We start from the raw sequence: 13750 nt of genomic DNA, 5'->3' as shown, positions 1-13750 counted from the left end.
GTTCCGCATGGCACTTACTCAGGCAGCGGCCCGTGATTGCCCTGGATGTGTTCGAACACCAGGGTGGTTTCCGTGTGCCCCACCACCGGATCAGTTGCCAGGTTGTCCAGCACCCAGTCCCGCAGGTCCTCGGTAGTGGCGACGGCGATGTGCAGCAGATAGTCCACGGAGCCTGAGGTGTGGAACGTGGACAGCACCGCGGGCAGGTGCGGCACCCGGGCAGTGAAGCGGTCAATCTGGTCGCGGTCGTGGGCGCGGAGGCGCACGGCAACCAATGCCTGCACGGACCGCCCGATGGCAGAAAGGCTGAGCTTGGCCTCGTAGCCCTGCACGATCCCGCGTTCGGACAGGGCGCGTGTCCGCATCAGGGCAGTGGAAGGGGCAATCCCGACGAGTTCCGCAAGCTGCTTGTTGGAGATCCGGGCATCAGCCACCAGCGCGGCCAGGAGCCGTTCGTCAATCGCATCCAGCGGCTCAAGGTGCGCTCCCGGCCTGGGATTCCTGGCGTTCGTGCTCACTGCAACTCCTCAATGGTCCTCTGTTCATCCTAGACCTGCGAATATGCGCTTTCGCGCTTGTACGGGCCGCGCAGCCGAATTTTTGCGCCGCCGCGTGATTGGCAGGGACAGATAATTCGTGGCGCTGCCTGTTACGCGCGAGGTCCTTCTGCCCGGGGATGGACGACGGCGACAGCAGCCGCGGTGAGGCAGGCCAGGACCATGACTGCCGCGGCCAGCGCGTTCCAGCCGAGGGACTGGAAGGCCAGTCCGCCCGCCCAGCCGATGATGCTGGACCCCAGGTAGTAGGCGAGGTTGTACAGCGAGGCGGCCTGCGCCCGGCCGGTGCTGGCGAGGGCGCCGGTCCAGCCCGCCCCGATGCTGTGGGCGGCGAAGAAGCCGCCGGTAAACAGCACAAGGCCGGCGAGTATCAGGGGGAGGGCCTGCGTCAGCGTCAGGGCAAGGCCCGCCGTCGAAAGTGCCAGGCCGGCGAGCAGGACATTGCGGCGCCCGAAGCGCAGGGTCAGCCCTGCGGACCAGCGTGAGGTGACGGTCCCGGACAGGTAGGCCAGGAAGATCAGGCTGATCAACGTTGCCGGCAGGCCGAACGGTTCGCCCGAAAGCCGGAACCCCAGGTAGTTGTAGACCGCCACGAACCCGCCCATCATCAGGAAGGCCTGGCCGTAGAGGACCAGCAAGCGGACATTCCGCAGGTGGCCGCCCAAGGTCCGGATGGCGCCGCGCAGCCCGGATGCAGGGGCGGAGACGAAGCCCCGGGCCCGCGGCACCAGGACCAGGAAGGCGACCGCGGCCAGCGTGGCAAGGAATGAAACAGCCAGTGCGGCGGCCCGCCAGCCCCACAGTTCACCGGCCGGCCCGGCCACCAGCCTGCCGGCAAGCCCGCCCAGCGTGGTGCCGGCAACATAGCTTCCCGCTGCCAGGGCCGTGTGCGCTTTGGTGACCTCCTCGTTGAGGTAGGCGATGGCAATGGCCGGGATGCCGCCCAGTGCCATGCCTTCTATAAGGCGGAGGGTGAGCAGCATGCCAAAGCTGGTGGACAAGGGAACCAGCAGCCCCAGGACGGTGGCCAATGAGATACCCCACGTCATGGCCCGGACCCGCCCTATGCGGTCCGCCAGGAAGGACCACGGGATCACCGTCACCGCAAGGCCCACGGTGGCCAGGGAGATGGTCAGGGCCGCCTCGGCCGCCGTGACCTGCAGGTCCGAGGCCAGGATCGGCAGGACGGCCTGGGTGGAATAGAGCTGCGCGAAGGTGGCAACACCCGCAAAGGAAAGGCCCGCGAGGATCCTGGCGTACGCCGTCGACCCCTTGGCATGACCTTCCCAACGAGGGGAAGGGCTGCTGCCGGCGGAACGGACGATGTGTGCCATCCGGCCAGCCTAGCTTTCACCCAATAGATGCCTCCAATGCATGCTTCGTGTAAAACTGATAGCCGATTTGCATGCTTTCCCAACTAGGTAGCGCTAAGTGTCGTTTTGAACGCCGAAAACGACACTTAGCGCTACCTACTTGGGCTCGCGCGGAGCAGGAAGGAGGCCGGCCCGTGGAACCGGACCAGAAACAGCTGGTGCAGCTGCTTCCGCTGCTGCCCCTGCTGGCCGAGCTGGGGCGGACCGAGCACGTCACGGAAACCGCGGAACTCCTCGGAGTGCCCCAGTCCACGGTGAGCCGGGCGCTGGCCCGAGCGAGCGCCGTCGTCGGTACCGAACTCCTGGTCAGGGACGGCAGGGGAGTCCGGCTGACGCCCGCGGCACGGACCCTGCTGCCCTACATTGAGCAGGCGCTGACGGCGTTCCAGGCAGGGTTGGACGTTGTGCGGGACGAGTCGGACGTGGCCCGGGGGAGGGTCTCCCTGTCGTTCCAGCACACTTTTGGTGAGGCGACGTTGCCGCTCCTGATCAGTGCTTTCCGGAGCAGGCACCCGGGCGCAGTTTTCACCCTGAGCCAGGGCGCCCGCAACGCGTGCCTTGACGAACTGGCGTCGGGCGAGTCCGATCTCGCCCTGACCGCACCGGTGGCGCCGCCGGGCCGGAACGTGTCCTCGGCGCCGCTGTACCGGGAGCCGCTCCGCCTGGTTGTGCACCACAGCCATCCCCTTGCCACGCGGCCGGCAGCCCGGCTTGCCGACATCAGGGGAGAGCCTTTTGTGGCGCTCGGGCCCGGATACGGGATGCGGTCGCTCACCGATGCCATGTTCCGCGAGGCCGGCTACCGGCCCCGCATCGCCTTCGAAAGCCAGGATTCTCACACGGTCCGCGGCCTGGTCTCGGCGGGCCTCGGAGTCAGCATCCTGCCGCCAGGCGGGGATGCCCCCGGACGGACGGTCAGCCCCGAAACCGGGAACCTCGGCTGGGTTGAGGTCCCGCTGGAGTCCGGCCTGGCTTTCCGCGAAGTGGGCCTGTCCTGGCGGCGCCGCAAGCCCGGGTCCGAACCCGTGCCGGTCCGGTTGTTCCGGGACATGGTGGTGACCGAAGGGCCCAGGCTCCTGGCCGGGCTGGTCAGGCAGCGGTCCCGCTGAAGCGCGAGCGCCCGAAAGTGAGGCGGCCGGGGTGTCCCGCCGCTCCGGCACCATTACCCTTGTGACGTGACCAACGCTGAAAACTCCTCCGCACCCCCGGCCCCCAGTCCACTCCGCGGCGCCATCATCGGGCTGGATATCGGCGGGACGAAGACCCACGGTGTCCGTTTTGAGGACGGGGCTCCGGTTGCGGATGAGTCGGCCGGCAGTTCCAATGTGCAGAACGTCAGCCGCGACGAGGCGGCCGCCAACCTTGCCGACCTGTTTGCACGCATCGGCGGGGGCCAGGTGTCGCAGGTGTACGCCGGTTCCGGCGGCATTGATACCGACGACGACGCCGCCGCCCTGGCGTCCCTGATCCAGCCGCATGTCCCCGGCGCCCGGGTCACCGTGGTCCACGATTCGCGCCTGCTGCTCGCGGCAGGCTACGCGAGCACCGGTGTTGCGGTGATTGCGGGCACCGGCTCTGCAGCCTGGGGCAGGAATGCGGACGGCGGCGAAGCGCGGGCTGGCGGCTGGGGCTACCTTCTGGGCGATGAAGGCAGCGGATACTGGCTGGGCCGCGAAGCGGTGCGGCACAGCCTCCGGCGGATGAACCAGGGCCTGCCGGTGGACGTCCTGACTGCGTCTCTTTTGCAGTCCTGCGGGGTGGACGATCCCAACCGGCTGATTGCGCTGTTCCATTCACCGAAAACCGGCCGGCGCTTCTGGGCGCAGCAGGCCCGGCTGGTAGTGGAGGCGGCGGCCGGCGGCCACCCGGAGAGCCAGGCCCTGCTGGACCAGGCAGGTGAAGACCTTTCAGCGCTGGCCCTGCAGGTGCTGGGCCTGCTTGGCATCACCGGGCCGGTGATCCTGGGCGGCGGCCTGGGCATGAATGTTGCCCCGCTACAGCACTCCTTCCGCCGCCACCTCAAGGACGCGGGCGTGACCGACATCCGGGTGCTGGACCAGGAACCGGTGTTCGGTGTGCTGCAGTTGGTGGCCGAGCAGACCTGAGCGGATCAGTCGCCCCGGAGCCGTTTCCGGGGCGTGAGCCGCACGCCCGGCAGGGGCGGAGCAGGAATGCGGCCCGCCTCCGGTCCAGCGTCAGGACCGTGGCCGTGAACCACGCCGTACCGGGCTGCTGCCTCCTCCGTTTCGGGCAGTCCGGCCTGGGCTTCCCAGTCACTCCGTGCCTGCTCCACTTCGTCGTGGGTACGGCCAACGAAGTTCCACCACATCAGCAGTTCCTCCTGGAACGGCTCGCCTCCAATGAGGAGGAAGCGCGTCCCCGGGAGCGCCTGCACCTGGAGTTCCGTACGCCCGGTGCCCAGGTAGCCCAGCGGGCCGGGCGGAACCTCCTGGCCGTCCACCGCCAGGCCGCCGTCGAGCACCAGGATTCCGTGCTCGAAGCCGGCGTTGAGCGGCAACACCGCTGCTCCGCTGCACGAAACGTCCGCGCCCACGATCGGTGAGTACATCGTTGCCGGCGAGGTGACGCCGGCGAGTTCGCCCACCATGACGGTGGCCGTGAACCCCTGGCCGCCGGCCCGGGGAAGTTCTCGGTGCTGCTCGAAGGCCGGCTGCCGGTGCCGTTCACCCTCAGGCAGGGCCACCCAGAGCTGCAGGCCGCGCTGAACCGGCAGGGCCTCCCCGGCAGGCGGCAGCACGGCGAACTCCGAGTGGGAGACGCCGTGGCCGGCCGTCATGATGTTCAGCTCGCCAGGCCGGACCACCACGTCGCTGCCCACGCTGTCGCGGTGCCGGATATGGCCGGCGAGGGGCCAGGTCACGGTCTGGAGGCCGATATGGGGATGCGGGAGCACGGACATCGCCGTCCGGTCAGGGCCGAAGCTGTCCAGGAAACACCACGCCCCGATGGTGGGGAGGCCGCGCTGCGGCAGCGTCCGCTGGACGTTCATGGCCCGGACGCCGCCGAGCGGCACTTCGCGTTGCGGCCACAGCTGCAGGCAAGGCCCGGATGTACCGTCCGCGCCTGCCGTCGGGCACACTTCCTGCTGGGGTGCTATTTCCAAGTTGGTCACGAATCCACTCTAGGCCGGACGAAGCACGTCGGGCACGGTTCCAGGCCCTCCAGTTGTTCCGGCCGGAAAATGGGCTCCCATCCGGGCCGCTCCCGGCTCCGAATGGTTACAGTAGGGATTCCTTTGCCCGGATTCGGGACGCTGCAGGGTGTTGCCGGCCCCGGATTGGGTTACCGTAACTATCAGCGTCCTGATGACAATGTCGCGGTGCTTCCAGGAGCCCGTCCCAGAGAACAGGTAAGTCCGCACCATGGACCAGGCGATGATCGAGTTTGAGAGCGTTACCAAGCAGTACCAGGGCGGACAGCCGGCCGTGGACAACCTCTCCATGTCCATCAGCAAAGGCTCCATCACCGTTCTGGTTGGTCCGTCCGGCTGCGGCAAGACGACCACGCTGCGCATGATCAACAGGATGGTGGAGCCGACTTCCGGGACCATCACGGTGGGCGGCAGGGACGTGACCGCCGTCCCGGCAGCTGAACTGCGCCGCTCGATGGGCTACGTGATGCAGTCAGCGGGGCTGTTGCCGCACCGCTCGGTGCTGGACAACATCGCCACCGTTCCCCGGCTGAACGGCGTGTCCAAGTCCGAAGCCAGGCGGCGCGCCGAGGAACTCCTGGACGTTGTGGGCCTGGCCCGCCCGCTCGGCAGGCGCTACCCGTCCCAGCTCTCCGGCGGCCAGCAGCAGCGCGTGGGGGTAGCGCGTGCGCTCGCCGCCGATCCTCCCGTCCTGCTTATGGACGAACCTTTCAGCGCCGTGGACCCGGTGGTCCGCGATGAACTCCAGCAGGAACTGCTGCGGCTCCAGAAGGACCTGGCCAAGACCATCGTGTTCGTCACCCACGACATCGACGAGGCCACCGTCCTGGGGGACAAAGTGGCGGTCTTCGCGGTGGGCGGGAAGCTCGCCCAATACGCCACCCCTGAGGAAATCCTCCGCGCGCCGGCAAATGACTTCGTGGCCTCATTCGTGGGACGGGACCGTGGCTTCCGGCACCTGGGCTTCACCCCGTCCGACGGCGTCACCATCCATCCGGTGCCAACGCTCGTCCGCGGCCGCAGCGTCAACACGGATCCGGGCGCCGCCGACGGCTGGCAGCTGGTGGTGGACGAGGAGATGCGCCCGCTCGGCTGGTCCACTCCCGGCACTGACGAAGGCCTCATCCCCGGCGGTTCCCTGTTCCGCCCGGGGGAAAGCCTGCGCCGCGCGCTTGATGCCGCGCTTTCCTCGCCGTCGGGCCTGGGCGTGGCAGTGGACGGAGAGGGCAAGGTGATGGGCGTGATCCGCGGCGGAGAAGTGCTGGCCCTCATTGAAGAGGCACGCCAGCTCCGGCAGGCTGCGCTCTGATGGAGTGGTTCCTCGCCAACAGCGGCATGGTCCTGGAGCGCGCCGGCCAGCATCTGGTGCTGGCCCTCGTCCCCATGGTCCTGGGGCTGGTCATCTCCATCCCCCTCGCGCAGCTGGCGCGGCAGAACCGGGCGCTCCGCTCGGTGCTGCTCACAGCCTCCTCGCTCCTGTACACCATTCCTTCGCTGGCGCTGTTCATCATCCTGCCCACCGTCCTGGGCACCAGGATCCTGGATCCGGTCAACGTGGTGGTGGCCCTGACCATCTATGCCGTTGCCCTGCTGGTCCGGGCCGCCCTGGACGCCTTCGATTCGGTCAGCCAGGACGTGAGCCAGGCCGCCGTCGCCATGGGGTTCAAGCCGTTGGCCCGGTTCCTCCGCGTGGACCTTCCGCTGTCCCTGCCGGTCCTGTTCGCAGGGCTCCGGGTGGTGTCGGTCAGCAACATCTCCCTTGTCAGCGTGGCAGCCCTGCTGGGCATCGGAAACCTGGGGATGCTGTTCACATCAGGACTGCAGCGGGGCTTCGTGACCGAAATCGTGGTGGGCATCATCGCCATCCTCATCCTTGCGCTGCTGATGGATGCGGTCCTGGTCCTGCTGGAACGCATCCTCACTCCATGGGAGCGGGCGGGGAAGCGGCCGGACCGGCAGCCGGAAGCGGGGACCGTTGGCGAGGCACTTGACCCGGCCCTCGGGCTGGCCCGGCCCAAGACGGGAGGCGGAAACGCATGAGCAACGTTTTCGCCGATACCTTCGCCTGGCTGGCCGACCCCCTGCACTGGACAGGAAGCGCCGGGATCCCCGCCCGGCTGGGCGAACACCTCCAGTACACCGGCCTGGTGATGCTGATCGCGGCCGCCATCGCCGTCCCCGTAGGCATGTATGTAGGCCACACCGGCAGGGGACGGGTTGCGGTGGTTGCGCTCGCCGGCGCGCTCCGGGCACTGCCCACACTGGGCCTGCTGACGCTCTTTGTGCTGCTTGCCGGGATCGGGCTGATGCCTCCTATCTGGGCGCTGGTCATCCTCACTGTCCCGCCCCTGCTCGCGGGCACCTATGCCGGCATCTCCAGCGTGGACCGCAACGTGGTGGACGCCGCGCGTGCCATGGGCATGACCGAACTGCAGGTCCTCTTCCGGGCGGAGCTGCCCAACGCGCTCACCGTAATGTTCGGCGGCTTCCGCACCGGCGTGCTGCAGGTGATCGCCACGGTTTCCGTGGTGGCGTACATCAACCTGGGCGGCCTGGGCCGGTACCTTTTCGACGGACTGGTCCTCAGCGACTTCCCCCAGATGCTCGGCGGTTCCCTGCTCATCGCGGCGCTGGCGATCGCCGTCGACCTTGTCCTCTCCCTTTTCCAGAGGCTGTTCCTGGCAACAGGCGCCTCGGGGCAGTCCCGCCGCAGCCAGCAGGCTACGGCCGATCTCACAGACCCCGTCCTCACGGAGGCTGTGGTACCAGGAGGTAAATCATGAAAGAAAGCCGTCCATACCATCCCGGCAGGCGGGCATTCGGCGGCCTCGCCGCAGGGCTCGGCCTGGCCATGGCGCTGTCTGCCTGCGGCGGATCCTCGGATCCACTGAGCAAGGCGCCGGCCAGCAGCGGAGCGGCCTCCGGGGGAGCAACATCCCTGGTGATTGGCTCAGCCGACTTCACCGAAAGCCAGATCATCGGCGAACTGTACGCCGGGGCGCTGAACGCGGCCGGCGTCACGGCCACCACCAAGCCCAACATCGGCTCCCGCGAGGTGTACTTCAAGGCAGTCCAGGACGGTTCCGTGGACGTCATTCCGGATTACACCGGCAACCTGCTGCTGCACGTGGACAAGGAAGCCTCCGAGGTTTCAGCGGAAGACATCGCCAAGGCGCTGCCGGACAAGCTGCCCGGCGGGCTGGCCATCCTGGAACCGGCCAAGGCAGAAGACAAGGACGCCATGGTGGTCACCAAGGCAACCGCCGAAAAGTACCAGCTGAAGTCCATTGAGGACCTGGCCAAGGTCTGCAGCGAGATCGTGGTTGGAGCTCCGGCCACCTTTGCTGAGCGCGCCTACGGCCTGCCGGGCCTGAAGAAGAACTACAACTGCGAGCCCAAGAAGCTGGAGCCGTTCAGTGACGGCGGCGGTCCCGTGACCCTGAAGGCACTCCTGGAGGACCAGGTGCAGGTGGCGGACATCTACACCACTACCCCGTCCATCGCGGACAACGATCTTGTGGTACTCGAGGACCCCAAGAACAACTTCATTGCCCAGCAGGTGGTTCCGCTGTACAACGAGGCGAAGATGACGGACAAGGCGAAGGAAGCCCTCAACTCGGTGTCCCGCGTGCTGACCACCGAGGACCTGATCAACCTGAACAGGGCCGTCAGCGGCAGCCAGAAGCAGGGTGCCAAGGAAGCCGCGCAGGCGTGGCTGAAGGAAAAGGGCATCGTGAAGTAGCAACTGCATCGCGCCGCCATCGGTGCGATGGCTCAGCAGTACGACGGCGGCTGCCGGACCTTCGGAGGTCCGGCAGCCGCCGTCGTCCGTCCTGCCTGCCGGAACCCGCCGCACCGTGTGGCTGACGTCTCAGCTGCCGCCCATCCTTCCTGTGGCATATTTGAGGGATGGCAGAATTCAGGCAGTCCACGAAACTCAACAACGTGCTTTACGACATCCGTGGACCGATCCTCCAGGCCGCCCAGCAGATGGAAGCGGAGGGTCACCGGATCCTCAAGCTGAACATCGGAAACCCGGCGCCGTTCGGATTTGAAGCGCCGGACGCCATCCTGGTGGACATGATCCGCCACCTGCCGCATGCCCAGGGCTACAGTGACTCCCGCGGCATCTTTTCCGCCCGGACCGCAGTGTCGCAGTACTACCAGACCCGCGGCATCCAAAACATCCATGTGGACGACATCTACCTGGGCAACGGCGTCAGCGAGCTCATCACCATGTCCCTGATGGCCCTCCTTGACGATGGCGACGAGGTCCTGATCCCCACGCCGGACTACCCCCTCTGGACGGCCTCGGTGGCGCTGGCCAGCGGCAAGCCAGTCCACTACCTCTGCGACGAGGAGTCCGGGTGGCAGCCCGACCTGGAGGACATGGAAGCCAAGATCACGCCCCGCACCAAGGGCATTGTGGTGATCAACCCGAACAACCCCACCGGAGCCGTCTACCCGGAAGAGACGCTGAAGAAGATCGTGGCCCTCGCCGAGAAGCACGGCCTGGTCCTCTTTGCCGACGAAATCTACGAGAAGATCCTCTACGAGGACGCCGTCCACGTAAACCTTGCGGGGCTTACCGGCGACGACGTCCTGTGCCTCACCTTCAGCGGCCTGTCCAAGGCCTACCGGGTGTGCGGGTACCGGGCCGGCTGGATGGCCATTTCCGGTCCGAAGAAGGATGCAGCCGACTACCTGGAAGGCATCAGCCTTCTTGCCAACATGCGCCTCTGCGCCAACGTGCCGGCCCAGCACGCAATCCAGACAGCGCTGGGCGGCTACCAGAGCATCAACGACCTGATCCTGCCGGGCGGGCGGCTGCTGGAGCAGCGCAACAAGGCGTACGACATGCTCAACGCCATTCCGGGCGTGAGTACCCAGCAGGCCCGGGGCGCCCTGTACCTCTTCCCGAAGCTCGACCCCGAGGTGTACCACATCCGTGACGACGAGAAGTTCGTCCTGGACCTCCTCAGGGAGCAAAAAATCCTGGTCTCCCACGGCCGGGCGTTCAACTGGGTGCGCCCGGACCACTTCCGCATGGTGACCTTGCCCAACGTCAAGGACATCGAGGAAGCCGTGGGCCGGATGGGGGACTTCCTAAGCAGGTACCAGGGGAACTAGCCTGTGTCCACGGGCACCCCGGACCCGTGGAACTTCTCGCTGAAAGGATTCCCATGCCCGACGCCGTTGGCTTCGACCAGCACCCTTCTGAAACCCTGCGGGCGGGGAAGGGGTTCCTGTTGAGCAAAGTCGATCCTGACGCCACCCCCGGCTACAGCGGCACCAAGGAGGACGGCCAGGCCCTGCTCGCCGAAATGGACAACGGACTGACGGAACTGCAGGAAAAGCTGTTCGCCGAGTCGCGGTTCGGCGGACGGAAGCGGATCCTGCTGATCCTCCAGGCCATGGACACCGCCGGCAAGGGCGGGATCGTCAACCACGTCATGGCCGCCATGAACCCCCAGGGCGTCCAGTTCAAAGCCTTCAAGGCGCCCACGGAGGAGGAAAAGTCCTACGACTTCCTGTGGCGCATTGAAAAGGAGGTGCCGGCCGCCGGGATGGTGGGTGTTTTTGACCGCTCACACTACGAGGACGTCCTGATCCACCGGGTGCGTGCCTGGGCGACTCCCGCGGAAATCAAACGGCGGTACGTGGCCATCAACGAGTTCGAGACGCGGCTGACCGACTCCGGGACGAAGGTGGTCAAAGTCATGCTGCACATCAGCGGCGAGGAGCAGAAGCAGCGGCTGCTGGCCCGCCTGGACAACCCGGCCAAACACTGGAAGTACAGCCGGGGAGACCTGGAGGAGCGCGCCTTCTGGGACGACTACATGAGCGCCTACCAGGCGGCAATCGAGGAGACCAGCACCGCTGCAGCTCCCTGGCATGTTGTCCCGGCGAACAAGAAATGGTTTGCCAGGATTGCCGTCCAGCAGCTGCTCTTGGGCGCGCTCACTGACCTTAACCTTGAGTGGCCCAAAGCGGAGTTTGATGTAGCGATGGAACGGGAACTGGCCGCGCGCTCCTGAGCCCTTGCTGTCACAGCGGCTGGTCGCGGGCGGCTGCCAGCCGCTTCCGGGCACCTTCCAGCCATTCCTCGCACCGGGCGGCCAGGGCTTCGCCCCGTTCCCAGAGCGCCAGGGATTCCTCAAGGCTGGCCCCGCCGGCCTCGAGCTTCCCCACCACCGCGATGAGCTGCTCGCGGGCCTCTTCGTAGCTCAGGGCCGCGATTCCGGCCCCTGCCGTCTGCTCAGTCATGTAGTTCTCCGGTTTCGGTAGTGGTCTCTTCAGGTGTTCCGGTGGAGGTTGCGCCGAAGCGGCCCTCCGCCACGCGGATGGACAGCGGGGCGCCGGCGGGAGCCTCAGCCGGGCGGCGGACCACAGCGTGGCCCGCGGCGCCTGACTGCGCAGCGCGCTTCGCGGCGAGTTCGACGACGGCGTACCCCCGGTCCAGGGTTTTCTGCGGCGACAGCGCCCGCACCTGCGCCTTCAGGTGGTCCAGTTGGTCAGCCGCGCGGACCACGGTGGAACTGACTGCGGCCGATGACCTCCTCAGCAGCCGCTCGATTTCTTCTGAACGGACGGTTACCAGTCCTTCCGGCGCAGCCAGCACGGGCCGTGAATGCAGGGAGGCCAGCCGGTCCGATTCCCGGTCCACCAGCCGCTCGATGCACCGGCGCAGCTGCTCCCGGGCCTGGCGGACGCCCGCAAGTTCCTCGGAAACTTCCGGGACAATCCGCTTGGCGGCATCCGTGGGGGTAGATGCACGCAGGTCTGCGACGTCGTCGAGCAGTGGCCTGTCCGCCTCGTGGCCGATGGCACTCACCACCGGGGTGACGGCTGCTGCGACGGCGCGGATCAGTTCTTCACTGTTGAACGGCAGGAGGTCCTCCAGGGCGCCGCCGCCGCGGGCGATCACAATGACGTCCACCTCCGGCAGGGCGTCCAGGTCGCGCAGGGCACGGACCACCTGGGCGACGGCGGTGTTCCCCTGGACGGCCACCTCCCTGATTTCAAACTCAACCGCGGGCCAGCGCAGGGCGGCGTTGCGCAGGATGTCCTTTTTGGCATCCGAATCGCGCCCCGTGATGAGCCCGATGCGGTGCGGCAGCAGGGGAAGGGGTTTCTTGCGGGAGTCAGCGAAAAGGCCCTCGGCGGAGAGCGCCTGGCGCAGCCGTTCAATCCGGGCAAGGAGATCGCCCAGGCCCACCGGCCTGATGTCACGGACCAGCATGTTCAGCCGTCCGGTCTTGATCCAGAACTCCGGCTTCAGCAGGGCAACCACACGGGATCCGCGCTCCAGCGGCAGGTCCTGGCGTTCCAGTACCTTGGTCCAAACGGAGGCGGGCAGGGAAACTTCGGCGTCCACGTCCCGCAACGTGAGGTAGGCATTGGTGCCCCGGCGGTTCAGCTCGATGACCTGGCCCTCAACCCATGCAGACGGCGTGCGGTCGATGTGGGCTTTGAGCTTCTGCGACAGCAACTGGAGCGGCCACGGATTGTCAGGGGTGGTTTCGGCGGCCGTGGCGGGCAGCGTGGTGGGCGCGGTGGATTGCTGGCCGGTGCCCGGGAGTGACGCCTGTTCAGACATGCGAACGCCCTCGCGGGGCTGGAGCTGCGGGCATGGGGTCCTTTGTCCGGTGTTTGGCTGTCTGCTATTTGCTGGCTATGTTCGGCGGTCATTCAACCTTATCCATAAGCTGTACCACCCGGGGCTGACAAAGAACCGCCGCCAAGCCTGCCTAGGATGGGTTAACCCCACCAACGACGAAGGAACCGCCGTGCGAACTTTTGTTTCTGCTGCCGCCACCGTGCTGGCAGTCCTGCTGGCAGCCGTGGCAGTTCCGGCCATCTGGCTGGACCGCAACATCGTCCAGGAACAGGGCTTCGTGGAGTTGGCGGCCCCGCTCGCAACAAATTCAGCGTTCCAGCAGGAGCTGGCTGTAGCGGCGGTGGGCACCATCGACACCAGCGCCGTTCCCGGTTTCCTCTCCGACCTCGTCCAGCCGGTGCTGGAAGACGCGGCTTCGTCACTGACAGGCCTGCCGGGCTATCCAGCCGCGTGGGAGGAAACGCTGCGCAGGAGCCACCGGCTCAGCTTCGCCCCGGCAACGGACGACGGCGGGGCGGCCTCGGCTTCGTCCCTCACTTTGGACGTCGCCCCCTTGGTGGCGCTGGGCGCGGAGGAGATTTCGCGCACTACCAGGCTGCCCCTGGACCCACCTGAACAAACCCTGATCAACGTGGGCCAGCCTATGTACAAGGAGTGGACTGAACGGCTCACCACCTATGCGCCTGCGGGCTACCTGCTGGCTGGTGGATCCGCCGTAGCGCTGCTCCTTGCCCTGGTGGCTGCACGCCGCCGCTGGACAGTGCTGGCCGGGGCGGGCGCCGGCGCGCTGCTCCTGGCGGCTGCCTGGGCGGCGGGCTCACAGGCGGCGTCCGCCGCCGTCGTGTCCGCGGACAGCGGAAATGAAGTTGCCAACATGTTCCGGGACGAATTTGTGGCCGCCTCCGCGGCGGATTTCCAGGCCTGGACCCTGGCAGCGGCGGTCACCGGCGGCGTGCTGCTGGTGCTGGGCGTCGTGGCCGGGTTCACCTCGCGGAAGCCGCAGCGGGCAAACCGGTAGCATGGAGGA

At 67.1% G+C, this 13750-nt stretch carries 14 protein-coding genes; 9 read left to right on the top strand and 5 right to left on the bottom strand.

The annotated features are described in order from the left end of the window. Positions 1-14: 14 nt before the first annotated feature. Entirely contained in the window at positions 15-518 is a 504-nt protein-coding gene (locus ACQ3DC_RS01795) for an Lrp/AsnC family transcriptional regulator (RefSeq protein WP_321214012.1), read from the bottom strand. A 131-nt stretch (positions 519-649) separates the two neighbouring features. Beyond that, positions 650-1891, bottom strand: a complete 1242-nt coding sequence (locus ACQ3DC_RS01790; protein ID WP_321214011.1) for an MFS transporter — start codon at positions 1889-1891, stop codon at positions 650-652. Between the two features lie 173 nt (positions 1892-2064). On the opposite strand from ACQ3DC_RS01790, the gene ACQ3DC_RS01785 reads away from it, so the two are divergent. After that, on the top strand, positions 2065-3039 hold the full coding sequence (locus ACQ3DC_RS01785; protein ID WP_323056628.1) for a LysR family transcriptional regulator: 975 nt from the start codon (positions 2065-2067) through the stop codon (positions 3037-3039). A gap of 66 nt (positions 3040-3105) precedes the next feature. Beyond that, the gene (locus ACQ3DC_RS01780) at positions 3106-4035 is read left to right on the top strand and encodes an N-acetylglucosamine kinase (protein WP_430751391.1); all 930 of its coding nucleotides are present in this window, start codon (positions 3106-3108) and stop codon (positions 4033-4035) included. 5 nt (positions 4036-4040) lie between these two features. On the opposite strand, the gene ACQ3DC_RS01775 is transcribed toward ACQ3DC_RS01780, so the two are convergent. Beyond that, positions 4041-5063: a pirin family protein gene (locus tag ACQ3DC_RS01775; protein WP_430751390.1), complete on the bottom strand. Its 1023-nt coding sequence runs from the start codon at positions 5061-5063 to the stop codon at positions 4041-4043. 250 nt (positions 5064-5313) lie between these two features. Here ACQ3DC_RS01775 and ACQ3DC_RS01770 point away from each other — a divergent pair, with 250 nt between their 5' ends. The 6 genes from ACQ3DC_RS01770 (at position 5314) to ACQ3DC_RS01745 (ending at position 11140) form a co-directional block, all read left to right on the top strand. Continuing rightward, positions 5314-6411: an ABC transporter ATP-binding protein gene (locus ACQ3DC_RS01770; protein WP_157241675.1), complete on the top strand. Its 1098-nt coding sequence runs from the start codon at positions 5314-5316 to the stop codon at positions 6409-6411. Further along, complete coding sequence (locus tag ACQ3DC_RS01765; RefSeq protein ID WP_157241676.1) at positions 6411-7142, top strand: ABC transporter permease; 732 nt, start codon at positions 6411-6413, stop codon at positions 7140-7142. Before ACQ3DC_RS01770 ends, ACQ3DC_RS01765 begins: the two co-directional genes overlap by 1 nt. Next, a complete protein-coding gene (locus tag ACQ3DC_RS01760) occupies positions 7139-7885 on the top strand; it encodes an ABC transporter permease (protein WP_157241677.1) in 747 nt (248 codons plus the stop codon). The genes ACQ3DC_RS01765 and ACQ3DC_RS01760 overlap by 4 nt, the downstream gene beginning before the upstream one ends. Further along, positions 7882-8844 carry an ABC transporter substrate-binding protein gene (locus ACQ3DC_RS01755; protein WP_157241678.1) on the top strand — a complete coding sequence of 321 codons (963 nt, stop codon included), beginning with the start codon at positions 7882-7884 and terminating at the stop codon, positions 8842-8844. Before ACQ3DC_RS01760 ends, ACQ3DC_RS01755 begins: the two co-directional genes overlap by 4 nt. Positions 8845-9011: 167 nt before the next feature. Beyond that, positions 9012-10232 carry a pyridoxal phosphate-dependent aminotransferase gene (locus ACQ3DC_RS01750; RefSeq protein WP_157241679.1) on the top strand — a complete coding sequence of 407 codons (1221 nt, stop codon included), beginning with the start codon at positions 9012-9014 and terminating at the stop codon, positions 10230-10232. A 53-nt stretch (positions 10233-10285) separates the two neighbouring features. After that, the gene (locus ACQ3DC_RS01745) at positions 10286-11140 is read left to right on the top strand and encodes a polyphosphate kinase 2 family protein (RefSeq protein ID WP_157241680.1); all 855 of its coding nucleotides are present in this window, start codon (positions 10286-10288) and stop codon (positions 11138-11140) included. Between the two features lie 10 nt (positions 11141-11150). Here the strand turns inward: ACQ3DC_RS01745 and ACQ3DC_RS01740 are convergent, their stop codons facing one another. Further along, positions 11151-11369 carry an exodeoxyribonuclease VII small subunit gene (locus tag ACQ3DC_RS01740; protein WP_321214006.1) on the bottom strand — a complete coding sequence of 73 codons (219 nt, stop codon included), beginning with the start codon at positions 11367-11369 and terminating at the stop codon, positions 11151-11153. Beyond that, entirely contained in the window at positions 11362-12702 is a 1341-nt protein-coding gene (gene xseA / locus ACQ3DC_RS01735) for an exodeoxyribonuclease VII large subunit (protein ID WP_157241682.1), read from the bottom strand. The genes ACQ3DC_RS01740 and xseA overlap by 8 nt, the downstream gene beginning before the upstream one ends. A 190-nt stretch (positions 12703-12892) precedes the next feature. Between xseA and ACQ3DC_RS01730 the strand changes: the two genes are divergently transcribed. Continuing rightward, positions 12893-13741, top strand: a complete 849-nt coding sequence (locus ACQ3DC_RS01730) for a hypothetical protein (RefSeq protein ID WP_321214005.1) — start codon at positions 12893-12895, stop codon at positions 13739-13741. The last annotated feature ends 9 nt before the right edge of the window (positions 13742-13750 follow it).

It is taken from the genome of Paenarthrobacter sp. NEAU-H11, from assembly GCF_050573415.1.
Taxonomy (GTDB): Bacteria; Actinomycetota; Actinomycetes; order Actinomycetales; family Micrococcaceae; genus Arthrobacter.
The sequence above is the reverse complement of the archived record's forward strand: the minus strand, read 5'-3'. Positions and strand labels throughout refer to the sequence as shown.